This is a genomic window from Anabaena sp. TISTR 8404 (assembly GCF_056847745.1).
Genome location: NZ_CP180578.1, coordinates 1,498,728 through 1,521,595, shown reverse-complemented (window position 1 = coordinate 1,521,595; position 22,868 = coordinate 1,498,728). Strand labels below are relative to the sequence as shown.

19 protein-coding genes and 1 tRNA gene are annotated in these 22,868 nt (G+C 40.6%); 11 read left to right on the top strand and 9 right to left on the bottom strand.

The window, feature by feature from the left end:
* Window positions 1-49: 49 nt before the first annotated feature.
* Window positions 50-652 (bottom strand): hypothetical protein, encoded by a 603-nt coding sequence (locus ACMX3D_RS06495; protein WP_482750626.1) that lies wholly within the window; start codon window positions 650-652, stop codon window positions 50-52.
* A gap of 147 nt (window positions 653-799) precedes the next feature.
* Here ACMX3D_RS06495 and ACMX3D_RS06490 point away from each other — a divergent pair, with 147 nt between their 5' ends.
* Complete coding sequence (locus tag ACMX3D_RS06490) at window positions 800-1,483, top strand: response regulator transcription factor (protein WP_482750625.1); 684 nt, start codon at window positions 800-802, stop codon at window positions 1,481-1,483.
* Window positions 1,480-2,931 (top strand): sensor histidine kinase, encoded by a 1,452-nt coding sequence (locus tag ACMX3D_RS06485; protein WP_482750624.1) that lies wholly within the window; start codon window positions 1,480-1,482, stop codon window positions 2,929-2,931. The genes ACMX3D_RS06490 and ACMX3D_RS06485 overlap by 4 nt, the downstream gene beginning before the upstream one ends.
* 603 nt (window positions 2,932-3,534) lie before the next feature.
* Here ACMX3D_RS06485 and ACMX3D_RS06480 read toward each other — a convergent pair.
* Both ACMX3D_RS06480 and ACMX3D_RS06475 read right to left on the bottom strand, forming a co-directional pair.
* A complete protein-coding gene (locus tag ACMX3D_RS06480; protein WP_482752287.1) occupies window positions 3,535-3,753 on the bottom strand; it encodes a hypothetical protein in 219 nt (72 codons plus the stop codon).
* 203 nt (window positions 3,754-3,956) lie between these two features.
* Window positions 3,957-4,523 (bottom strand): 3'-5' exonuclease, encoded by a 567-nt coding sequence (locus tag ACMX3D_RS06475; RefSeq protein ID WP_482750623.1) that lies wholly within the window; start codon window positions 4,521-4,523, stop codon window positions 3,957-3,959.
* 199 nt (window positions 4,524-4,722) lie between these two features.
* Here ACMX3D_RS06475 and ACMX3D_RS06470 point away from each other — a divergent pair, with 199 nt between their 5' ends.
* The 5 genes from ACMX3D_RS06470 (at window position 4,723) to ACMX3D_RS06450 (ending at window position 10,919) form a co-directional block, all read left to right on the top strand.
* Window positions 4,723-5,034, top strand: coding sequence for a threonine dehydratase (locus ACMX3D_RS06470; RefSeq protein ID WP_482750622.1), 312 nt, complete (start codon window positions 4,723-4,725; stop codon window positions 5,032-5,034).
* Window positions 5,035-5,358: 324 nt separating this feature from the next.
* Entirely contained in the window at window positions 5,359-6,603 is a 1,245-nt protein-coding gene (locus ACMX3D_RS06465; RefSeq protein ID WP_482750621.1) for a bifunctional sterol desaturase/short chain dehydrogenase, read from the top strand.
* A 1,048-nt stretch (window positions 6,604-7,651) separates the two neighbouring features.
* A complete protein-coding gene (locus tag ACMX3D_RS06460) occupies window positions 7,652-8,677 on the top strand; it encodes an NAD-dependent epimerase/dehydratase family protein (protein WP_482750620.1) in 1,026 nt (341 codons plus the stop codon).
* A gap of 76 nt (window positions 8,678-8,753) precedes the next feature.
* Window positions 8,754-9,788, top strand: coding sequence for a methyltransferase (locus ACMX3D_RS06455; RefSeq protein ID WP_482750619.1), 1,035 nt, complete (start codon window positions 8,754-8,756; stop codon window positions 9,786-9,788).
* Between the two features lie 78 nt (window positions 9,789-9,866).
* Window positions 9,867-10,919 carry a methyltransferase gene (locus ACMX3D_RS06450; RefSeq protein WP_482750618.1) on the top strand — a complete coding sequence of 351 codons (1,053 nt, stop codon included), beginning with the start codon at window positions 9,867-9,869 and terminating at the stop codon, window positions 10,917-10,919.
* A gap of 138 nt (window positions 10,920-11,057) precedes the next feature.
* Here the strand turns inward: ACMX3D_RS06450 and ACMX3D_RS06445 are convergent, their stop codons facing one another.
* Together ACMX3D_RS06445 and ACMX3D_RS06440 are read right to left on the bottom strand one after the other, a co-directional pair.
* Window positions 11,058-13,208 (bottom strand): sensor histidine kinase, encoded by a 2,151-nt coding sequence (locus ACMX3D_RS06445; protein ID WP_482750617.1) that lies wholly within the window; start codon window positions 13,206-13,208, stop codon window positions 11,058-11,060.
* Window positions 13,209-13,314: 106 nt separating this feature from the next.
* A complete protein-coding gene (locus ACMX3D_RS06440; protein ID WP_482750616.1) occupies window positions 13,315-15,837 on the bottom strand; it encodes a sensor histidine kinase in 2,523 nt (840 codons plus the stop codon).
* Window positions 15,838-16,361: 524 nt separating this feature from the next.
* On the opposite strand from ACMX3D_RS06440, the gene ACMX3D_RS06435 reads away from it, so the two are divergent.
* Window positions 16,362-16,775, top strand: a complete 414-nt coding sequence (locus ACMX3D_RS06435; RefSeq protein ID WP_482750615.1) for a heavy metal-responsive transcriptional regulator — start codon at window positions 16,362-16,364, stop codon at window positions 16,773-16,775.
* A gap of 136 nt (window positions 16,776-16,911) precedes the next feature.
* On the opposite strand, the gene ACMX3D_RS06430 is transcribed toward ACMX3D_RS06435, so the two are convergent.
* The 4 genes from ACMX3D_RS06430 to ACMX3D_RS06415 form a co-directional block, all read right to left on the bottom strand.
* Window positions 16,912-17,298 carry a COG3650 family protein gene (locus ACMX3D_RS06430; RefSeq protein WP_482750614.1) on the bottom strand — a complete coding sequence of 129 codons (387 nt, stop codon included), beginning with the start codon at window positions 17,296-17,298 and terminating at the stop codon, window positions 16,912-16,914.
* 115 nt (window positions 17,299-17,413) lie between these two features.
* On the bottom strand, window positions 17,414-18,226 hold the full coding sequence (locus ACMX3D_RS06425; protein WP_482752286.1) for an inositol monophosphatase family protein: 813 nt from the start codon (window positions 18,224-18,226) through the stop codon (window positions 17,414-17,416).
* Window positions 18,227-18,363: 137 nt separating this feature from the next.
* Window positions 18,364-18,924 (bottom strand): thermonuclease family protein, encoded by a 561-nt coding sequence (locus tag ACMX3D_RS06420; protein WP_482750613.1) that lies wholly within the window; start codon window positions 18,922-18,924, stop codon window positions 18,364-18,366.
* A gap of 55 nt (window positions 18,925-18,979) precedes the next feature.
* Entirely contained in the window at window positions 18,980-19,348 is a 369-nt protein-coding gene (locus tag ACMX3D_RS06415; protein ID WP_482750612.1) for a 2Fe-2S iron-sulfur cluster-binding protein, read from the bottom strand.
* Window positions 19,349-19,456: 108 nt separating this feature from the next.
* Between ACMX3D_RS06415 and ACMX3D_RS06410 the strand changes: the two genes are divergently transcribed.
* The 3 genes from ACMX3D_RS06410 to psb34 all read left to right on the top strand — a co-directional run bounded on the left by ACMX3D_RS06410 (window position 19,457) and on the right by psb34 (window position 22,782).
* Window positions 19,457-19,543 (top strand) — tRNA-Ser (locus ACMX3D_RS06410).
* A 393-nt stretch (window positions 19,544-19,936) separates the two neighbouring features.
* On the top strand, window positions 19,937-22,447 hold the full coding sequence (gene hetF, locus ACMX3D_RS06405; protein WP_482750611.1) for a cell division protein HetF: 2,511 nt from the start codon (window positions 19,937-19,939) through the stop codon (window positions 22,445-22,447).
* Between the two features lie 155 nt (window positions 22,448-22,602).
* On the top strand, window positions 22,603-22,782 hold the full coding sequence (gene psb34 / locus ACMX3D_RS06400; protein ID WP_062291392.1) for a photosystem II assembly protein Psb34: 180 nt from the start codon (window positions 22,603-22,605) through the stop codon (window positions 22,780-22,782).
* Window positions 22,783-22,868 lie beyond the last annotated feature (86 nt).

The window sequence follows — 22,868 nt, the reverse complement described above, 5'->3', positions numbered from 1 at the left end:
TAATCTTGGAGAACAAACGCGATCGCCTAATGCGGGTAATTCAATTGCGCTATTTTCTCGTATCAGGACGATTTTCTTCAGGCGGATGCGGTGGAACACCGAGTGCATCTTTTAACTGTTGTTCTGTAACACCTAACTTCGTCGCCGCAGCGGCAAAATCGGGGCGGGGAGGGCGTTGATTGCGATCGCCAGGAGGATTACCAGGAACACCGAGTGCATCTTTTAACCGTTGTTCCGTCACACCTAACTTCGTCGCCGCAGCGGCAAAATCGGGGCGGGGAGGGCGTTGATTGCGATCGCCAGGAGGATTAGCGGGAACACCGAGTGCATCTTTTAACCGTTGTTCTGTCACACCTAACTTCGTCGCTGCTGCGGCAAAATCGGGGCGGGGAGGGCGTTGATTGCGATCGCCAGGAGGATTAGCAGGAACACCGAGTGCATCTTTTAACCGTTGTTCCGTCACACCTAACTTCGTCGCTGCTGCGGCAAAATCGGGGCGGGGTGGTCTTTGCCTTTGTCCTTGGGGTGGTTCTGAAGCTTGGGCAATTTTCTGAACTTGATTAGCAGCATTTGCTTGATTGAAGGAAATAAAACCAACTGTGCTAACCAAAACAGGAATTGCAGTTATAACTAGTACTTTACGAACTTTCATGATCAATCACCAAACATTAGGTTGCTTACATTTCTGATTAAGCCAACCCAAAATTACAGGTCACTGTGCTGATTAATTACAATTTTGTAATTTGAGCTACAGAGTAATGAATTTAAAATAAAGCAATAAATAAAGTAATTAAGGCTTGTGAACGTTCTGTTTGTCGAAGATGAAGCAAAAATTGCTAACTTCGTCCGGGCTGGACTGAAGGAGCAGGGATTTGTCGTAGATTATTGCGACAACGGTGATGAAGGATATCTGCGGGCATTAGATAACGAATATGATGTGATTATTCTTGACATCATGGTTCCGGGAAAAGATGGGCTATCGATTCTCAAACAACTGCGACGAGAAGGGCGAAATGCACCGGTGATTTTGTTAACGGCTCGCAATGAACTAGACGATCGCTTACAAGGATTAAACTTGGGAGCCGATGATTACATTGCTAAACCCTTTTTTGTCGAAGAATTAGTAGCGCGGCTTCATGCGGTGGTGCGTCGGAGTGTAGGCGATCGCCAAAATTTGCTGGCGGTTGGGGCGCTGAAGCTTGATCGCATCACGCGAGAAGTCACTTGCAATCAACGAGCGATAGAACTCACCAGCCGCGAGTTTAATCTCTTGGAATATCTTATGCGCTCTCCCGGACGGGTTTTTACTCGTACCCAAATTCTTGAACATGTTTGGGGCTATGATTTTAACCCCAACACTAACGTTGTGGATGTGTGTATTCAGCGCATTCGCAAAAAAATTGACCCGATTGACGAAACAAATTGGATTGAAAGTATTCGCGGTGTGGGCTATCGGTTTCGCAAACCAGAATCTCAATCGTGAAACAACTGCGATCGTTTCGACTCCGCATTGCCTTATTATCGGCGACTCTAGCTGGCAGTACATTGGTAGGTTTTGGTGCAGTATCTTGGTTTCAGATTTACAATGCCAAAATCAGCCGCTTGGATGCCGAACTGTTAAATCAGTTGCTGCGGGCAAACCGTCCCCCAGTGGGAGGCGAAAGACCTCTCCAGCCAGAACTAAAACCTAGCTTTAGCACAAATACAAAAACCCCCATAGCCTTACTAATACTTGATGCTGACGGTAAGACACTCTATGAATTTAACTCCTTACCCACCGACATTGAGGTGAAGCGTCTACTGGTTCAACGTCTGGAGTTGACACCCGCACCTCCCCCTCCTCCAAGACAACTACCGCCATTTCCTTCCAGCACAAATCCATCAGTCAAACCACCACCCCGTCTTATCCCACCTGAATTCGTCACTGCACAAACAGCAACAGCAGCTTGGCGGATAGGTGCAGCTAAATTTCCTAATGCTCAGGTTGCTTTAGCGGTAAGTTTACAAGTTGTCAATCAAGAAATGGCAAGTATTCGGAATATCTTCTTGGTATCGATTCCGGGAGCGCTACTCCTAGTTGCCGTTGGGGCTTGGTTCGTTTCTGGTGGGGCTTTGCGTCCTATCCAGCAATTAACAGGCGTAATTCAACAAGTGACAGTCAAAGGGTTAGATCAGCGCATTCCGATTGAGACGACGGATGTGGAATTTGTCGAACTGATTCGCGTGTTTAACCAAATGTTAGAACGTCTAGAACGCAGTTTTACCCAAGCTTCGCGCTTCAGTGCTGATGCAGCCCATGAACTCAAAACACCACTAACTATTTTGCAAGGTGAATTAGAGCGATCGCTACAACAAGTTGAACCTGGAAGTGAAGTGCAGCAACGCTTAAGCAATCTGTTAGATGAAGTGCATCGCTTGAGTGGAATTATGCGCAAACTCTTGCTGCTGTCTTTGGCAGATGCAGGACAAATGAGCTTGTATCTGGTTGATGTGAATATGTCTGAGTTACTACTGGAGATGGTAGAAGATGCAGAATTGCTGGCTCCCCATTTAAGTGTGCAAACTGATATTCCTAATGGTATGAAAGTCAAAGGCGATCGCGATTTGCTCATGCAAGTTTTACAAAACCTGCTCAGTAATGCTATCAAATATAATCTTGCCGACGGTTGGATTAAGATTCAGGCTCGGCAAACCTCAACAACGCTCAAAGTTACAATCACTAATGCATCAAAAGATATTTTAGCCAGCGATCGCGATCGGCTTTTTGACCGCTTTTATCGCGGTGATCCTGCTCACACTCGCAAAATAGAAGGTATTGGACTGGGACTCAGCCTCGCCCGTGAAATTGTGCGGGCGCACCGTGGCGACTTGACGCTTGATTCGATAATTTCTGGTCAAACCGGCTTTACTCTCACTTTACCAATTGCATGACAGACTGACAGATTCAAACCTCAGAGGATGTCTGAAAAGTTGAAAATTATACTAATAACCCCTCTCCAAACCTCTCCCCGAAACGGAGAGAGGCTTTGAAACCCCCATTCCCTTGTAGGGAAGGGGGGCTAGGGGGTTAGGTTTCTAAGGCTTTGATGTTAACAAGAATACTTCTCAGACATCCTCTGATACCGTTTCACTTTAAGTTTGATACAAATACTGGAAAGCGTACTAATACAACAAAATGATCGATATCCAATTTTTGTCTAAGTTCTAATCCATAAGACACTACTTTATTGACTTATTCAAATGTTTGTTATTAATTAGAAAATCATTTTTATCATTTTTAGTTAAAATACCGTGTCAATTTTTGCTGACACTACCAGTAGTTAAACATTTCATTAAAAATCAGGGTAATTCTGCGAGGTAACAGAATTACCCTGATTTTTGATTAATAAGTCATCTAGATGCACTTTTGAGAGACCCTCCATTGCTAGAAAAACGTTCTACCTCGGAAGCATTTATCAGCTTGACAAAATCAGCGACCAATTAAACAAAGTGTTTGATAGCAACTTTTTTTGATTATTCTGCATGGAACAGGTCTTACACTCTGGATGTGGGCTTTAAAAATAGCCACGCCACAAAGAAAGTAGCTGCTGTAAATAGTTGCGTTAAATCTAAAGCTGAGAGATAGCCATCTGCAAATGATGCAATACTGCGATCGGTAATCCCAAATAACCAAGATGAGAGTCCAAACAGCCAAATCCCATTCTTGAGATTGCCTACGAACTCCTTAGACTCGGATGTTTGCTGGTCTTTCATGTCTTCTACTCCGATGGTGAAAAATCCAGTGTCTAAAAATAAGTAATTTTTGACTTTTGACACTGATTTACACCTATATTAATAAATATTTCATGGTATTGACTAAACTACCAAAAGATACATATAAAGATTCTGACAATCCATCTTGAGTAGTCTTACCAACAGATCTATCCAAAACGAGTATGTTAGGAGATCGCTTTGTACTACAATTTTTTTCGGTTCAGAATCCAAGGCAAAAGTTTGGCAATATTTCTAGCATCGTCAATGCCACGATGATGCGTTCCTGCCAATTTTATGTTTGCCAGTTGCAGTGCTTCTGCCATACCGTATCGCTTGGATAAGTTTTGGTTGTCACTAAACTGTTGCTTGAAATTGACATGAGGATAGGCAATAGGAAATGGAACGTTGTAAAACTTGCTATCTTGTGTAAATTGGTTACGATCATAGTCTCCCCATGAACCAAATACGGCATTCTGATAATTAGATAGCCATTGTTTGAGCATAGCGATCGCTTCCACATATCCAGGAGCCAGATCAATCTGCGTCTGAGTAATCGATGTCAATAATTGGCAGAATTCGGTAAGTATGGGGTGGCGAACAGGTTTGATAAAAGTTTGGAACTCATCAACCGTTGTTAGAGTTTTTGCCTCAACCATGACGGCTCCAATTTCGATGATTTCCATTTCATGTCTTTTGATAGTTCCTTTGTCACAACAAGTTGCTTCTAAATCGACTACTAAAAAGTAGTCACATTGACTCAAGTTCATCATGTTAATTAACATCCGCTCCAGCTAAAATTATTGTAGTATAATATTACATAAATTACAAATTCGAGAACAAGTTTAGTCACATTACCCAGCAGTGGCAAAAAGAATTTTATTGCCTATTTTCAGAACTCCTGAATTCTTTCTCAACAAACAAGCTTGCTGTAAGTCACAATAAGATTAGGCAATCATAGAGGGTGCTGCTATGGATCGTCTAATTCAAATTGTTCGCAACTTGTTTATTCGTCTAGAAGGCTATTTTTCGGTTGTTTTCAAAGCTTTTTTGAATTTTTTCAGCAGTATTTTTGGCTTTTTTGCTAAAGTTTTCGGTTTTACTAACTCCGGCTATTACTTGGAATCTGATACGGCGCAAAGTATCAAGCGAGGTTCCGAGGAACCACCAAAAAAAACAGAGCAAAATACAACTTTGGAAACTCCCACATTTACACGTCGTCGTTCTAAAACCAAAGTAGAGGATTATTACCTCAACATGGCGCGTGATGTTGGTAAGAAATAAAAAATTAATTTCCAATATCTGCTTTGTAGTGAACTGACACAGCTAATTTTGTTTTGTGTATAAATATAAATCTTGCGGTGTGGGCATATTGTCTGCACCGTAAGGTCTACAGAACTTAATTTCCGGGTTTTACTAATTCACGCACCACCACCAAGATTTTCGTATAAAAAAGCACTATGTAAGATGAATCGGTATGTTCATGGTATTGAATAACTGATTCACAAAGAAACCTCAACGAATTCAAAATTTTCCGCTAACTGCATCAAGGTCTGCCATTCTTATCGGAATATAAAGATTGATTAAGATAATGGCGTACTGAAAAATATGATAAAGATGTTAGCGGAAAGCTGGACTGAAATTGAAGCAAATTTACAGATTAATTGGCTGCTGGTAAATACCTGTTTGCAGTTTGCAGTTTGGGGAATTGTTTCTCTATTGCTGGCTGAGGTACTCAGAGACAGCTATCATGCTTTGTGTCACCAAGTCAGTTGGTTGGCTAAATGGCATAACAAGCATCATGCGGCATATCGCCGAGATTTATCAATAGTCTCTCTGAAACTTTATCAAGATTCCCAGCTTTACCACGACATTGTAGAGTCGATTCTTTTAGTAGTCATCTTGACAATAGTTGCTTTATTGGGACACCAATGGGGGTTATGGTTAGGAGTCACCTATGCCGGCACTTTCTTGTATGGTGCATCCTTGCGATATTTCCAAGGTAAAATTGATACCGACTACAACCACTTACCTGGCCCTTTAGAAATAATCCCTTCCATTTGGTGGGTGAATCGTGCTTACCATTGGCGGCATCATTTTGATGATGTTAACGCCTACTATAGTGGGGTTTTTCCGCTTGTGGATAAAATTCTTGGTACAGGACTTTCCCTCAAAGGTAAAACCATTGGAATTACTGGTGCATCTGGAACTTTGGGACAAGCATTAACAGCGGAACTTCTCAAACGCAATGCTAAGGTTTTAGCCTTCACTACAAATCCAGAGAAATTAGTCAGCCAACCAGGAGTTATGGTGCTTCCTTGGGAATTGGGCAATGAGGTGCAACTGCGGGATAGTTTACAAAAAGTAGATATTTTGATTATCAATCATGGTGTGAATGTCTATGGCGATCGCACAGCCCAAGCCATCAATTCTTCCTATGAAGTTAATACCTTTTCGGCATTACGCTTGATGGATGTATTTTTGACAACGGTGACAGGGCCACAAGACAAAGCCACTAAAGAAATCTGGGTGAATACTTCTGAAGCTGAGGTATCACCAGCCCTCAGTCCACTGTATGAACTGAGTAAACGCACATTGGGCAATATCGTTACTCTCAAGCGCTTAGAAGGGCATTGCATTATTCGCAAGTTAATTCTCGGCCCGTTTAAAAGTCAACTTAATCCTTATGGTGTGATGTCAGCAACACAAGTAGCGCAAGTCATTTTATTTTTAGCAGTCAGGGATTTCCGTAATATTGTTGTGACAATTAATCCTCTGACTTATTTGCTGTTTCCGATTAAGGAGACTAGTACATGGTTGTATTACCGAGTTTTTAGTAAAGCAAATCGGTAGAATTAGTGCGATCGCTTGACAAAGTTGGTTGGCGATCGCAAAATTCATTATTCTGTCTAATGTTCAGAAGTGGCGCACTATTTTTATCTCCTCGTAGTCATAAAAGAGGAATTACTTTCAAGAAACGCATCACTTACCTTTAGTGCAGAAAAATTGCATCTAACTAAAGTTAGATGTTTTTTACGTACTTAGAGAAGATTAATATACAAATTTATTTTTTACTTTAGATAGATGACTAGATTTGTAAATAAAATTTACTAATATTACAGCCATTAAAGTAATGGGAATTTTTACTTGTAAAGGCAGAATAAGTCTGAACAATACTTAAAAAGTCATTGAACCATGACAATATAGCAAAAATACATATTTATTAAGTATTTTTTTTAACTTTATTGCTTAATAAATTGCTGGTTTTAGCTGAAAGATGAATCAATACATACAATTAAAGTCAACACCAGTATATTTACTGTTTTAGTCATAGTTGACCAAGACTGTCTATGCTGTTATAAAGAGCATAAATCAGCTTTTTTGCGTAATTATTCTGAGGTTATTTTTGACAAAGTAGCATTTATTGGATAAAACATAAATTAATTAAGTGTATTTACTCTAAGTTTTTTTTAATATTTAATTAACAATTGTTCCAGGTACAGAGTTTATGACTCATATTACGTAGGTAGACAAAAAGGTTCGATATTCATTAATCTCTATTTGGCAAGACTTTTGGGTATATATTTGCTAAAAGTGATCGCATCTGAAAAAAGTGCAATCATAAATTTGTCGCCGACTCATAGATGTTTTAACTATCACAACAGCAATGTCTAACAGCAAGCTTCTGTGTATTTAGACATCCAATCTTTTAAGCATTAATCTGGGTAAAACTTCTGTTAAATCCTTACAGGATAAAGATTCTGGCATTAGAAATATCAAACTATCCTTCATTCTGCGGTATCTGGATTGAACTAAATACTGTGTAGCTTTAATCGCCACAAAAACAAATGTGGTGAAATTCAAGTTTGTCTAAAAATTATTATTTCAAACAAGTGGAGTCATGAATAAGAGTTTACGTGAGCGTCGCGTGTTAGTAACCGGGGCTTCTGGTTTCATGGGTTCGTGGCTCAGCAAGTATCTACTAGAGCAAGAAGCAACAGTCTTCACAATACTAGCTGACTGGAATCCTAAGAGTTATTTTGTGCAGAGTGGCCTTTTTCATCGTGTGCAGAATGTTATCGGCTCTATCGAAGACTACAACTTGCTGGAAAAGGTAATAGGTGACTACGGTATTGATACAGTGTTTCACCTAGCAGCAGTATCAGTTGAAGGTTTAGCCTTTGAGAAACCCCGACTAGCTTTTGAAATCAATATTCGCGGCACATATAACGTTTTAGAAGCTTGCCGTATACATTCTGATCTAGTACAGCAGGTAGTAGTAGCATCAAGTGACAAAGCCTACGGTGATAGCCCAATTTTGCCCTACACAGAAGATTTACCCACTATCGGGAAAAATCCCTATGATGCTTCTAAAAGCTGTGCTGACATGATTGCTCGCAGCTATCATCATAGCTATAAATTGCCAGTTGCTATAGGAAGGTTTGGCAACATTTACGGTGGTGGAGATTTAAACTTAAATCGATTAATTCCAAACACTATTCGCCGTCTTTTGAAAAATGAACCACCTATAGTACGGATGCCTGCACAAGGCAGTTTTAAGCGAGACTTTTTATTTGTTAAAGACGCTGTAAACTCCTACATAGCAATGTTTGAAGGTTTGCATAATCCCAATGTGCATGGAGAAGCATTCAACTTTGCAATGGGCGGAAGTTGGACAGTGCTAGAGATAGTCCAAAAGATTCAGCAAATTATGAACCGCCAGGATATAAAGCCGATGCTTGTGCCTCAAAGTCATGGAGAAATTTGGCATCAGCATGTCTCAACCCAGAAAGCACAAAACATTCTTGGTTGGACTCCTCGTTATTCCTTTGATGAGGGACTGAGAGAAACTGTCGAATGGTATTTAGAGTTTTTCTCCAGTCCAGCCCTTGCTAATGGTAAAACTCCATTAATAGCAGGTGTTTAAGGCAAAATTCATCTCATCAATCAGCAACGCAGACATATTTAAATCCATTCCCCGACATTTATCAGGATTTTCATTCATGTCAAAACACAATCAAACAATGAATTTGCCCATACCTACTTGTGATGACCGACTACTTTGGGATACATGGATGTCCATGTTCCATTTTCCGACTCTAACAGTAGCAGATGAACTAGGGTTGTTTCCGCTTTTAGAAAAATCTCCAGCCACAGCAGCAGAAGTAGCCCAAAACTTAGATTTAGGAAACCGTTCGACAGAAGCACTGTTAGGAGTTATGACATCGCTTGGTTATCTAGTGCAACAAAATGGGAAGTTTTCAATTACCGAAGTGTCTCGGAATTTCCTTTTACCTCAAAGTCCCTTCTATTGGGGTGGAATTCTGCATTTAATGCGAAGCACTCCTCTATCTCACTCATCTTTACTTGCAGCATTACGCAACGATAAATCTACCATCTACGAAGAAAAAGACATTTGGGAAACTCATGAGCTAGAACCAGAACAAGCCAAAGCCTTTACTCGCCACATGCACAGCCAAACAGTCTCTCCGGCTGTAGGTGCTGCTATGAGAGGAGACTTTACAGGAGTCAAACGCCTTTTGGATGTGGGCGGTGGTTCTGGTGCTTTTTGTTTTGCTTTGGCTCAACACCACCCAGAACTACGTTGCACAATCTTTGAACTACCAGTCGTGTGTAAGATAGCAGACGAATATATCGCGGCGGCTGGACTGCAAGCACGAATAGATACTAAAGCAGGAAACTTCTTCCAAGATCCTTTTCCTGCTGGTTACGACGCAATTTTATTCGGTAATATCTTTCATGACTGGGGACGGGAAAAATGTCTGCATCTAGCACGTAACAGCTTTGCAGCTTTGCCAAAAAAAGGCAAGATTTACCTCCATGAAATTTTATTATCTGATACCAAAGATAGTCCTTTGGTTGCCACTGCATTTTCAATGTGTATGGTTTGGGTAACTGAAGGTAAGCAATTCGCAGCCAATGAAGTTCAGCAACTGCTGACAGAGTGTGGATTTGAAGATATATCAATAACTCCAACCTACGGTTACTATTCCCTAATTAGTGGTACAAAGCCTTGATTTTTACTAGCTAATTATCTCTGCGAAATCGCTTCAAGTATTTTTTTGTTAATTCTCTTTTCTTAATAGAGGAAAAAAATGGTTCAACAACTCAGTAAACCCACATTTAGCCCGATTCAGCAACCACAAACAAACGGTCAGCAAGTTTGGGATGTCATCATTGGGTTGCACGCTTTTCCGACTGTCTTGGTTGCTCATGAGTTAAAATTATTTCCACTTTTAGCGGAAAATCCTCATACTCTTCAGGAAATTTGTCAAAGTCTTAACCTTGCGAGTCGGTCAGCTAGTGCGGTTTTATCTATATGTACATCTTTAGGCTTAGTGCAGTTTCAAGATAATTATTACAGCCTTACCATTGTAGCCCGCGAGTATTTATTAGAAAATAGCCCAACTTCTTTTTGTGGTTATTTCGATTTAATGATTGCTAATGCTAGTTCCTATTCTTATGAGGGCATTAGAAAATCAATTTTGACAGATGCAACACAAGTTTATGAGGGCGAAGATGTCTTTGAAGTTCATGAACAAAAAGATGAAATTGCCCGGAATTTTACACGAGCAATGCACTCTGCTAGTATCTCTGCTGCTTTGGCATGGCCGGAAAAAATCAATCTTACTAACTATCAACAAATGTTAGATATTGGTGGTGGTTCTGGCGCTCATGCTATTGGTGCAACGTTAAAATGTCCTAGTTTAAAAGCTACGGTTTTTGACTTAGCGCCTATATGTGATGTCGCACAAGAATTTATTAACCAACATGGGTTACAAAATCAAATCAATACTTATGCTGGTAATATGTGGCAAGATGATTTGCCTTCAGCAGATTTACACTTTTATTCTCTGATATATCATGATTGGAAACCAGAACAATGCCAATTCCTCACCAAAAAAAGCTTTGACAGTTTAGAGCCTGGTGGACGCTTAATTGTTCATGAATGGTTGTTTAATGATGATCGAACAGCGCCCCTTTCAACAGCTGCTTACAACCTGATTATGCTGCTTTGGTGTGCTGGTGGACAGCAATATTCAGGGTTAGAATTATCTACTATGATGGCAGAAGTTGGTTTTGTAGACATTCAAGTTATACCAACTTTCGGCTATTGGAGTATTGTGACTGGACAAAAGCCAAGGTAAACTTAAAGCAGGGAACGGGGAACAGCTTTGAAAGCCTCTTACTATATAGCTTTGTCGTTCAAATTTATACCTCATTCACTTGCAACCTGCTGTAAATCCACAGCCAACCAAGTGGTTTATCGTCATCGCCTGAAGAAATTAGCTAATTGGTAGTGTAAACCAAAATGTTGCGCCTGTTTCCAATCCACTTTGTACGCCGATTTCGCCACCATGAGCCTGGATGATTTGTTTGCACAAATATAACCCCAAACCTAAACCTAAAGAATAAGGGTTATTCTTGCCTCGGAAATATAAATCAAACAATCGTTGGCTTTGTTCGGGACTAATACCAACACCGTTATCACTGACGGTACAATAAATTGTCTCACTTTCCAGTATGGCGTTGATAGTAATTTGCAATCCTGGCAGATTATGTTTGATAGCATTGCCAATTAAGTTAGAAAATACGCGCCATAGTTGCGTTGAGTCGGCGTTGATTAATGGCAAATCTGCGGTGACTAAATTGATCAGATTGGTTTGATTTTTGCGCAGCATCGGTTCTAAATCTGCGATCGCATCTGCCACAATCGTATCTAACTGCACAGGTTGACGTTGTAAAACTAACCCTTGCGCATCATTGACATGGGCTTCCATCAACGAATTAATCAAATTCAATTGGCGATCGCCACTTTGTACCATCCGTTCTAAAATCGAGCGTGGTACTGGAATGAGATAACTTTCCCCTTCCTCTTGATTCAGCAAATTCGTCAATACCATTAAAGTACCCAACACTGGGTTACGTAAGTCGTGCGAAACTGCATGGAAAAAGACTCGCAATGCTTCTTCTGTACGCTGGCGATCGCGCAGTGCAGCTTGAAGTTCGCTAATATCTAAAATTACGCCTACTAACCCGCCCAAGGAACCATCTGCTTTAGAAAAAGTTGCTTTGTAAAATATGACATCATGTTTGGTTTGATCAGCAAACACCAAAAAACTTTCATAAGTTTGCACTTGTTGTTGCTCAAACAGTGCCATGTCGGCGTGATAGTATTGGTCAGCGAGTTCTTTAGGGGCTAGTTCATAATCAGACTTGCCTAAAATCTGTTCTTTTCGCAATCCTAAAACTGCTTCAAAAGCCGTGTTACAGCCAAGATATAAACCTTGGGGATTCTTATAAAAAATTGGCGTGGGTATTGTATCAATTAAAACTTGTAAAAAATCTAATTGTTCTTGTAATGCTTCCTCGGCTTTTTTGCGTTGGGTAATGTCTTCAATTAACCCTTCATAATAAAGTACTTTTCCTTCTGAATTACGCACTGCATAAGCTTTTTCCGAAATCCACACAATACTGCCATCTCGGCGATAAATTTGCGATTCAAATTCGGAAACCATGCCGTACTTTTCAATTAAAAGCACAAACTCAGCCCGACGGGTTGGATCTACATATAATTGATTTTCAATATCTGTGAAGTTGGCTGTTACCTCGTCTGGAGATGAATAACCATAAATCTTTGCTAGTGCGGGATTTGCTGTGATATATCTGCCATCAGTACTACTTTGGAAAATCCCTTCAATAGCATTTTCAAAAATACTACGATATTTCGCTTCTGCGATGACTAATTTTTTATTAGCTAATTCTAATTCTTTGCGGGCATGAAATTCAGAACGTTGGAGGCGATCGTATAAATAAACTCCCAAATCACAGATAACACAAAACCAGAATATATACAAAATAAATGTCACATTATATATTTCTGGATGTTCTGGCTCTAGTGTTTGTAACCCTAATGCTGTATTTACAACAAAATAATAAACTAAGATACTTACCTGAGACAGCAAATGGAGAGGCCAGCGTACTGGCATAAATATGGCTTGACTGAGAAATAGCAACGACCAACCGATGGTATCCGGTAAGGCAAAACCTTTAATGGTGGCAAACAACTGTGATGCAAAGCTAACTGACCAAGATGTGCCTAAAAATAATCTGCCTGGGTGACGATGACCAAAGGGAGTTTTATGTAAAGTAAAACAAACAAATAAACTCAGCAACATGGAAGCGTTAATCGCCAGTCCCTGAATTCGGAAGTTTCTTGGTAGCTGTGCTAATTCCTTTAAAGAAAAGAATAAGTCATAAATATCTCGGATAGTAAAAGTTAATAAACAAATAAAAGCCAGCCATAACCATAGGCGCAATCTCTGCCATAAAAAGTGATTACGCCAAGATTGATATTCCGCAGTGATTACATCTATTTTGGGTGCAGAAAAAACTTGTTTCCACCAGGTTCCGCATTTTTGCAATAAGTTAGCCATTAGTGTCTTACCAAGTTTGACCATACCATCGCAGGTGTTTTTCTATTTTCCAGCTGTAATCACACCCTCGTAATTATTATGGTGATTTATGGGGACATTTGGACGACTAATCGGCTACAGATAATGTGAACCAAAATGTTAAACCTTGTTTGCGGTTACTAATTACACCTATTTCACCACCGTGTGCTTGAATAATTTGGCGACACAGATACATCTTTAACCCTAGGATTGTAGAACAAGGTGCTTGCGGATCACGCACGTATAAATCAAAAAGGCGATCGCAATCTGCTTTACTAATACTTACACCGTTATGTTCAATTTGAATCCGCATCATGTTTTCGACAACGGTGGCTTTCAAAGATAACTTCAATCCTGGGGGATTTTGTTGCAAACTATAAATAAACAAAGTCAGCAACACGGTTTGTAACTGCGTGGGATCTGTCATTACCAATGGCAAATCTTTGCTGACTAAGTTCTCAAGTGTTGCCTGATTATCTCTTAGCAGTGGTTTTAACTCAGGAATAGTTCTCTCTATGAGTGTGTTTAAGTTTACTGGCTGAGGATGCAAGACAACACCTTGCTCCATACAGCAATGAATATCCAGCAAGGAGTTAATCATTGCCAATTGGCGATCATTTCCTTGAATCATCCGCTCGATAATCGAGCTAGGTACAGGAATTGACTGGGAAAAGGAACTGGGGCAGGGTGCAGGAGGTAAGGGGGAAATGTTATCCCCAACTCCCAACTCCCGACTCCCAATTCCCGCACTCTGGAGTAAATTCTTGAGTACCATCAAGTTACCCATAACTGTAGTGCGTAAATCATGGGCAACAGTGTGCAGCACCACGTCTTTGACTTGTTGCAGTTTTTCTAACTCCTGCATTTTTTGTTGCAATTGCGCGGTACGTTCTTCTACTTGGCGTTCTAAATTAGTGTTAAGTTCTGCGAGTTCTTGGTAGAGTTGAGCTTGTTGAATGGCGATCGCTAATTGCTCTGATAATCGCTGGAGTAAATCTATTTCTATAGGTAGCCAAGGACGAGTACCAGAACATTGATTGGCAACCAAAGCACCAAATAATTCTTCGCCTAACATAATTGGTACAGCCAATGTCGCCTTGGTCTGAAATTGTTGATAATGTGCTTGTAATTTAGGAGATACTGTTATTTTAGTAACATCTTCAACTACACGCACGCGATGAGTTGAAAAGATAGTTTTTAATTCTTGAATATAACTTTTATCATCGGTTGACCAACCTAATACCGATGGATATTTGGGGTCTACTGATTCAGCTACAGTTTTGGCTTTTACCTCGCAATCATTTAACCCAATAAAAACTCTATCGGCTTGCAAAAATTGCCGGACTTCCGACACAGTAGTTTGCAAAATTTGTTCTAAATTTAGCGAAGACCGAATTCTGACTAGACTTTCTGTCAACAAGCGATCGCGCTGTGCAGCCAAGCGCATTTGAGCTTCTGCTTGCTTGCGGGCGGTAATATCGTGATTGATGGCTAAAATACATGGTACGCCATCTAAATCAATCACATCGGCAGAAAGCAAAGTTGTGAGTATTTCCCCAGACTTACGCCGAAAAGCAAATTCTAAGTTGCGAATTGCGCCCTTGGTTTGTAAATGTTCTAATAATTGCGAGCGATCGCCTTCATTTACCCAAATTTTTAAATCAAAAGCAGTATGACCAATTACTTCATCTTCCTCATAGCCGGATAACTGTATAAAACTATCATTAACTTCAAGAAAGCGTCCTTCATTGAGAGTAGTAATACTAATTGGGTCAGGGCTACAACTAAAAGCTTTAGAAAATTTTTGTGCCAAATTCCGCAGCGAATTCTCTACTTGTTTGCGCTCTGTTATATCTCTAACAATAGCTAATACTTCATCAGAGCCGCTAACAACTAACCGCGCCTCATAATCTCGAATTCCTATCGGTGTGGGTAGTTGATATTCGCAAGTTTGCAAAGTTCCCGCATCTAAAGTTTTCACAATAGTTTCTTGCCCAATCAAGGCTATATCACTTGGTAATAAATCTCGCATATTTTTCCCAACTATCTCTTCTTTGATCAGAGAGAGATTTATGCCGTCACTTTTCAAATCGAGATATTCACCATCACGGCTTAATCGAAACATCAAATCAGGAATCGCATCCAAAATTGCTTGATACCTCGCTTCACTAGCCCGTAATTTTTCTTCTGTTTGTTTTCTATTAGTAATATCTATAACTAAGCCATTACACAAAATATCGCCATTTGCCTGGGGTTCTAGTTGGCAAGCTCCTTGAATCCACTTGAGTTTGCCACTAGGTGTCATAATTCGTCCTTCCCAACGCCAAGGTTTAAGAGTAGCAAAAGCCACAGCCAGAGATTTTTGGAACTTGTTTCTATCTTGGGGGTGGATTAGTTGGTATAAGATCTGCCAGTCTGCTTGAATGAGTTCTGGTTCTAATTCCGACAAAGCTCGACAGCCAGAACTCACATATAAAACAACCTGCGAACTATCCGCCTGTTGTCGGAATTGGAAAATCATTCCTGGTAAATTGGCTGCAATTTTTTCCAACAAAGAGATAGTCTCTGAGGGAAATTCTAGTTTATAAAGTAATTTTAAGGCTTCATCCACTCTTTCACCCTTTGATACACAAGCAACTGGCCAGATTTTCCAGCAGATGGTAACTATGACAACAATTTTGCCTCTGTGAACATGAGTGTTAACAGAAGTAAAACCTAGCCTTATTTCAGGTTAGTTCTTGATGCGGCGATCGCATTCACCCAATCGGGTGAACCCGTTGCTCATCCTGTTTTGCATTGAAGTCAAATAAAGAATTGAAGATAAAATTATTTTTACTGCTTCATCAACTCATGACTGTCGAATTTATACCTGAACAAGCCGGGATTTACGTCTTTGTCTTCCTACGGAGGAAGCAGGGGGAGTGTACTTACATGGATTCTTCCCCAGCTACCCCAGCCCTCCTTAAGTTGAATAAATAGCGCTGTGAGCAGCTTTGTTGACTTGGAGCAACAATTTCTCCTCTAATGAATATCTCATAAGCTTGATAAAATCATACTTTTTCTTCTTGACTCTCCAGGTAAATGGAGAGTTTAGTATAAGATTAGCAATCACATTTCACTAAAAGTTTGGTCAGTATGTTAGCTCAAGCAGAAGGAAAACAGATTGGTGTAGTTGCCAAAGAAAGCGGCGTACCTATTAAAACTATTCGCTATTATGAAGAACTTGGTCTACTCAAATCATCAGGTAGAACAGAAGGTGGATTTAGATTATTTAACTCTGATGTTTTGGCTCGACTGCACTTTATTAAACGCGCTCAAAGCTTAGGTTTAAGCTTATCCGAGATTAAAGAATTTTTAAATGTGCATGATAGTGGGAAATTACCTTGTGAACATATCAAAACTAAACTAGAAGATAAGGTAAAAGCTATTGATGAACAAATTCAACAATTACTGATTTTGAGACAAGAATTATCAGGATTACTTTCTGGTTGGGACATCAAGCCTGATAATTCTCATGCTACTATTTGTCCCATTATTGAAAATGAATAAATACAGCAAGTTCATTAGACTTATCTGAAAACGCCAAAGCCTGATTTTTCAAAGCTTGGCAACTAAACTTGATAAATTTGTACCTCAGCAATATGGGAATCGCTATATGTACCGCTGACACTGTTATCTTGCTGAATTACTGTTTATAAGCGCAACCTTCTACAACTTTGTTACCCAATATCAAAACAGCCGAGTAAGGATACTTTTTATCTGACATCCCATCACCACAAGCGCTGACTTTTTTGAGAATTAACATATTATTACCTCTCATCCGGTAAACTCTCACCAAATCAGCAGGACGGCCTTCGGCTTTCATAGGTGCAACGTAAGGAAATGTTTGTTTTTTCACCTCCGGCGAAGAGTAAACAATGCCATTTTTGCTGACAGAGACGCTCCAAAAAGGTTCTGTACCTAAAACGGCGAATTTTTCATTGCTAGAAGTTTGTGCTTGCAGGCTGGAACTATAAGTTAGTAAACCAGCACTTAATCCTAACAATGCAACACAAGATATCAAAGCTTTCATAAGTCAAGATTTTTATATGATGACTATTGAATAGATACACCTTGACTATTCCAATTCCGCTTAACAATAAAAAGCCCCAATAGAATCGGGGTGAGAAGAAGATGCTGTTTATTGACTATTTCCAAGAAGATAGGGGCGGGACTTGGGTTAATTCATGGCTGAGAATGTCATGAATGTAACCGTTAGTAGCAAGAATTCGACCTGAGTCTATTTGTAAGGGACTACCATCATAAGCAGTTACTTTACCACCAGCTTCTTGTAACAAAATTATCCCAGCAACTATATCCCAAGGCGAGAGTCCCCGTTCCCAGTAACCATCGACACGACCACAAGCTACGTGAGCCAAATCAATAGATGCTGCTCCACTACGTCTAACTCCTTGGGTAAGGTGAGTCAAGTGACAAAATTCGGCGTAATTATTATCTGAGGTTTCGCGGCGATCGTAAGCAAATCCACTTACTAATAAGCTTTTACGCAATTCATTTGTGTCAGAAACCTTTATAGCACGGCGGTTACGTGTTGCACCTAAGCCAGCCGCCGCGCGAAATAACTCATTATGAACTGGATCATAAATTACGCCTACCTGTGGCGCACCATTAATTAACAGCCCAATAGAAACCGCAAAAAAAGGATATTGGTGGGCGTAGTTAGTAGTTCCATCTAACGGGTCGATCGCCCAAAGAAATTCATTATCTTGATTACCTATTTTGCCTGATTCTTCCGCCAAAATAGAATGCTGAGGAAAGTGGCGGTGCAGAATTTCTAATACAACTGCTTCTGAGGCTTTATCCGCAGCAGTCACCAAATCACCAGGGCGGCCTTTTTCAATTACTGCGTCTTCTAACTTACCTAAGTAACCTTGTAAAACTGCACCCGCAGCTAAAGCCGCTTCCGTAGCAATGTCGAGAAAAATTTGTAGTTGAGTCATGGGCTTAGTCAAGAGTCAATGGTCAATGGTCAATAGTCCCATACTCAGCACTCATGACTCAACACTGAATCATACATCAGTAGTTCTGGTGAAGTTCAGGAATGCGATCGCCATACCTACCAAAAATATTTGTGTTCTTATCTATTCAAAAAGCGAAACTCAGCAGGCGTTTGACGCATGGGGTTTTCTGGATTCCAAATACCTTCTCCCATAATTCTTGCCCACTGTTGGGCGCGTTCTAGGCGTTTGTCGTATTTGTGATTAGGCGATCGCCCGATAAACAGCGCATATCCTTGTTTAACTATTTGCTCATTTAATAACTGGTTATCTTTCCAGACGTAAGCTAAAGTCCGCCCCAGTTTATCTTTATTTTCAATATCAAATTCCAGTTTGACCGATTGTTCTGTCCCACCAATTAACTTTTCTAAACTTTGTCTCGCTTCATCACCCCAGGGATTTTGCCGCAAATCCGGTGCATCAAGGCCAATTAACCGCACTGGAGATGCAAAATTAGGTTGTTCACCAATACCCAGCACTTCTAAACTTTGCCCACTCACCACACGCGCCACTTTCACCAACATTTGATTATCTGCTGGCTGATTTTTGGCTTGACAACTTACCAGTAGTAATAAACAAGCTAATATAGCTATTTTTCGCGTCCAAAACCCAAGACGCGCCGAAACTGTAGCGATTTGCATATTGGCTCCTGTTTCTAGTAGAAGCCAAAACGGCCTCTACTAGAAAAATTAACTTTTAATCTTCGTCTAATGGTAAACCTGCTTTCACCCTGCCTTTAGCAAAGTAACGCCCAAATTGGAGTTCATAGACTTCATCCTCGTCTTGTGTCTCCACTTCTAAATCAGAACGGGCGTAACTCACACACAGCAAAGCGTAACCTTGCCGACGTAACTCTAACGACAAGCCAACTGCCTCTGGTTGGTCAATTTCTCCCGACAACACTCTGACAGCGCAAGTGGTGCAAGCCCCATTACGACAAGAAAAAGGCAATTCCACCCCTTGTTTTTCGGCAGAGTGTAGGATGTAGCGGTCATCTGGGACTTGTAGGGTGTATTCTTTACCAGTGGCGCGATCGCGGACTTTAATTGTGTATGTACGGGACATCTTGATTTTAGATTTGGGTTTTTGACCTTTAGATCTCTACTCTAAAATGTCTTTGAATATATTTGCATTTTCTTCGATTTTATATTACAATAAAAAATTGTGACACCTGGAGAGATGGCCGAGTGGTTGAAGGCGCAGCACTGGAAATGCTGTTTGGGGGCAACTTCAACGAGGGTTCGAATCCCTCTCTCTCCGTTCTTTTAAAAATTTTAAACTTTATCTGGTTTAGTTAAATGGTTGAAGTATTGGTTGAATAGTAAAAAAGAATTTTAAAATTGTTCTAACCAATAATTTATAGAGGCTACAAACCCCGATTCCATCAGGTGTCAATCGAAAATTTCAAATCAAAAATCGATTGACTTATTCTAGGTGTGAGCCTCGTCACAGAAAATAAAAAGCTTTATCCTGAAACTAAAAATGTTCTTCAGTTGTCATAATGAGGAATGAGCATTTTTTGAGTATGGATATTTTTTAGTATGATCATGTACTCAAAATGTTATGTTCAAAAACTAAACAACAGGGTTTTGAGCGTCTATTGAGCATGAATGAGGGTTTGAAGACAAAAAATATTGATATTGCGTTACTTGTATGGAATTTCACATTTCCGTAACTCCAGTAGGGCAGAATGACTACTTGGTGCGGACGGAACAAGTCGCGCCTGGGGTGCCATTGGCAGAAGAACTGGTGACATGGCCTGTAGCTGATTGGTTAGCTGCGGCTGGACATCTGATGAATGACCCTTTGAGGTCAGTATTACAGGGAGATGCCTTGATGCAGTCCACAGCAGGCATCGCTAGAAACTCTGTAAACTTGGTGGCATTGGGTCAGCAGTTTTATAATGCTCTGTTTCAAGGTACTCTCAGAGATAGTTGGATTACTGCTCAAGGCATTGCCCAAAACCATCAACAAGTATTGCGGCTGCGATTAGGTCTCAAGGATACAAGGTTAGCACGTCTGCCGTGGGAAGTTATGCACGCAGGCGATCGCCCATTAGCTACCGGGCCTTATGTGGCATTTTCTCGCTACCAAAGCGGCATTCTCAATACCTCTCGCCTGCCTTCGAGAAATCTACCACAACTGCCAGAAGACGGTGTTGTGCGCGTTTTAATGGTGCTGGCATCTCCCACAGACCAAACACGTCTTGGTTTGTTGAAACAAGAAGCGCTGAGACTGCAAGCCGAATTACACCGTCATACCTCACGTACCACTGACAGTAGCATTCCCATGCCTGAAATAGAGCTAACTATTTTAGATCAACCAGGCAGGGAAGAATTAACCCAATCTTTGGAACAAGGTAGATACCAAGTTCTCCACTACTCCGGTCATAGTAATTTAGGGCCAAATGGTGGCGAAATTTATTTGGTTAGTAGCAGAACTGGCTTAACAGAAACACTCACTGGCGATGATTTAGCAGGTCTGCTTGTTAATAATAATATTCAAATGGCAGTGTTTAACTCTTGTTGGGGAGCATACACAGCCACAACCGACACTACAGAAGAAACGGGCGAACGCAACCTGACCGAAAGTTTAGTCAGACGCGGCATCAAATGCGTTTTGGCGATGTCAGAACGTATTCCTGATGAAGTTGCACTCACACTTACCCAACTTTTGTACCGCAACCTGAATCAAGGCTATCCGGTGGATTTATGTGTAAGTCGAGTGCGTCAGGGATTAATTTCGGCATACGGTTCGCACCAAACTTACTGGGCATTGCCAATTTTGTATCTCCAACCCGAATTTGATGGTTTTCTAGGGGCAGAACTTTCGACCTTCACCAGTACAGAGTCGCTGAATGAAAATAGCCGCAGTATCAAGGCAACTGCCACCACAACCTACTCTGTGATGACTGATGAAGCACAGATATCTTTACCCATCCAGGAAATGTTGCCGAGTTTAGGCAATGACACTTCTGAGTTGGATTGGTTGGGTGAAGAAACGTGGGGCGATTTAGTGGATGAAATTGAATATGATGATCCAAGTTATGCAGAAGATTCAGCTATAGTTTCGGATTTGTTTCGCCAGCTAGACCAGCAAACACCCACAAATAATGCTCAATCTCCGCTGACAGGAGAGGTGCTGTCAAATAACAGAGAAAATTCTTTTCAGACTAGACAAGTAAGTAGCGAAGTAACACCCATTGATAGACAAGGATCATGGGGAAATATGGGCGCAAAACCCAACGAAACTGCAACGAATCACGAAAAAGAGTGGATTAATAGCCATTTCGCATCGTTACCTACATCTCCTCCGAAACGTCGCCGCCGTGATTGGCGGAAAATTTTAGGTATTGTCGGAGTTGGTGCGATCGCTAGTATGATCGGTTTCGGTTGGTGGTGGCAAACTCGACGCACCCCAAATTTTGCCGAGATCCCGCAAATTCCTGTGCAGCAGTCTTTATCTAGCCAGAGTAATCAGAAAATTAACTTGCAAACTAGTCCCACAGCAGTTGTTGCTAGTAATGCAGCAGAGAAATTAAGCCAAGGTGATTTGTTGGCTGGGTTGGTAGCTACAGAAGAATTATTAGATCGTGGCGCATTGAAAGCTGCCCAAATTGCCTTAAATGTTGTGCCGCCAAAGCAAGTTAATGATCCTACACTCAACTTTTTTAGAGGCCGATTAGCTTGGCAGTTAATTCAAACTGGAGATCACAAATATACCATTGATGATGCCCGACGCTTTTGGGAGACTGCTGTTAAAGCAGAACCAGACTCGGTTTTGTATACCAACGCTTTGGGCTTTGCCTACTACGCAGAAGGCAATTTAGATCGAGCTAATGATGCTTGGTTTAAAGCCCTCAATTTAGCTTTAAATCAGCAAAATCGAATCTCTAGTACAGCAATATCAACGCAAACTTCTCCAGTGCCTCATGATGCCTTGACTGCCTACGCTGGTTTAGCAATGGGATTGTATAAATCTGCACGCAATCAACCTGCTGGGAAACAAGGACAGTATATGAATGAAGCCATTAAGCTGCGTAAACTGGTGCTAACTCAAGACCCAGTAAACTTTCAAGTAAATAAATTAAGTAATAATTGGCTGTGGACAGAAAAAGCCATTGCTGATTGGCGATCGCTCCTTCAGCAAAAAGCTGAAGAATAGCTATTACGTCTTGAAATTATCCAATTGAGGTTAGTTGACTGTCAGCAGTCAACTGCAAAAAAAGAAAATGTAACGATTTGTCTCTTATATGGAGAGCATGACATATAAGTTTCTGTAACATTTAATAATAATGTTCACAATTAAGGAATTACTTCATGCCCTACACGAATGAAGAAGGTGGTCGTCTAAACAATTTTGCCCAAGAGCCAAAGGTTTATCGAGCAGAACCTCCTACAGCAGAACAAAAGCGCAACTACATTATTCTTGGTGTCGCCGCTACAGTTTTAGTCGGCGGCTTAATTTTTGTCGCCTTTTCCGTTTCCAATCTCAGTTAAGTAAAAACTGTTTTTGTTAAAAAAAATTAATTTTCTTGTGGTGTTGCAGGTTTTCACTGTAAAGGGAACCTGTTTTTTATTGGTGA

What these genes read in the sequence shown, in the direction of transcription:
- ACMX3D_RS06495 (WP_482750626.1), bottom strand. Translation starts at nt 652, where the DNA reads ATGAAAGTTCGTAAAGTACTAGTTATAACTGCAATTCCTGTTTTGGTT.
- ACMX3D_RS06480 (WP_482752287.1), bottom strand. Translation starts at nt 3,753, where the DNA reads ATGAAAGACCAGCAAACATCCGAGTCTAAGGAGTTCGTAGGCAATCTC.
- ACMX3D_RS06475 (WP_482750623.1), bottom strand. Translation starts at nt 4,523, where the DNA reads ATGATGAACTTGAGTCAATGTGACTACTTTTTAGTAGTCGATTTAGAA.
- ACMX3D_RS06470 (WP_482750622.1), top strand. Translation starts at nt 4,723, where the DNA reads ATGGATCGTCTAATTCAAATTGTTCGCAACTTGTTTATTCGTCTAGAA.
- ACMX3D_RS06465 (WP_482750621.1), top strand. Translation starts at nt 5,359, where the DNA reads ATGATAAAGATGTTAGCGGAAAGCTGGACTGAAATTGAAGCAAATTTA.
- ACMX3D_RS06460 (WP_482750620.1), top strand. Translation starts at nt 7,652, where the DNA reads ATGAATAAGAGTTTACGTGAGCGTCGCGTGTTAGTAACCGGGGCTTCT.
- ACMX3D_RS06455 (WP_482750619.1), top strand. Translation starts at nt 8,754, where the DNA reads ATGTCAAAACACAATCAAACAATGAATTTGCCCATACCTACTTGTGAT.
- ACMX3D_RS06450 (WP_482750618.1), top strand. Translation starts at nt 9,867, where the DNA reads ATGGTTCAACAACTCAGTAAACCCACATTTAGCCCGATTCAGCAACCA.
- ACMX3D_RS06445 (WP_482750617.1), bottom strand. Translation starts at nt 13,208, where the DNA reads ATGGCTAACTTATTGCAAAAATGCGGAACCTGGTGGAAACAAGTTTTT.
- ACMX3D_RS06435 (WP_482750615.1), top strand. Translation starts at nt 16,362, where the DNA reads ATGTTAGCTCAAGCAGAAGGAAAACAGATTGGTGTAGTTGCCAAAGAA.
- ACMX3D_RS06430 (WP_482750614.1), bottom strand. Translation starts at nt 17,298, where the DNA reads ATGAAAGCTTTGATATCTTGTGTTGCATTGTTAGGATTAAGTGCTGGT.
- ACMX3D_RS06425 (WP_482752286.1), bottom strand. Translation starts at nt 18,226, where the DNA reads ATGACTCAACTACAAATTTTTCTCGACATTGCTACGGAAGCGGCTTTA.
- ACMX3D_RS06420 (WP_482750613.1), bottom strand. Translation starts at nt 18,924, where the DNA reads ATGCAAATCGCTACAGTTTCGGCGCGTCTTGGGTTTTGGACGCGAAAA.
- ACMX3D_RS06415 (WP_482750612.1), bottom strand. Translation starts at nt 19,348, where the DNA reads ATGTCCCGTACATACACAATTAAAGTCCGCGATCGCGCCACTGGTAAA.
- hetF (WP_482750611.1), top strand. Translation starts at nt 19,937, where the DNA reads ATGGAATTTCACATTTCCGTAACTCCAGTAGGGCAGAATGACTACTTG.
- psb34 (WP_062291392.1), top strand. Translation starts at nt 22,603, where the DNA reads ATGCCCTACACGAATGAAGAAGGTGGTCGTCTAAACAATTTTGCCCAA.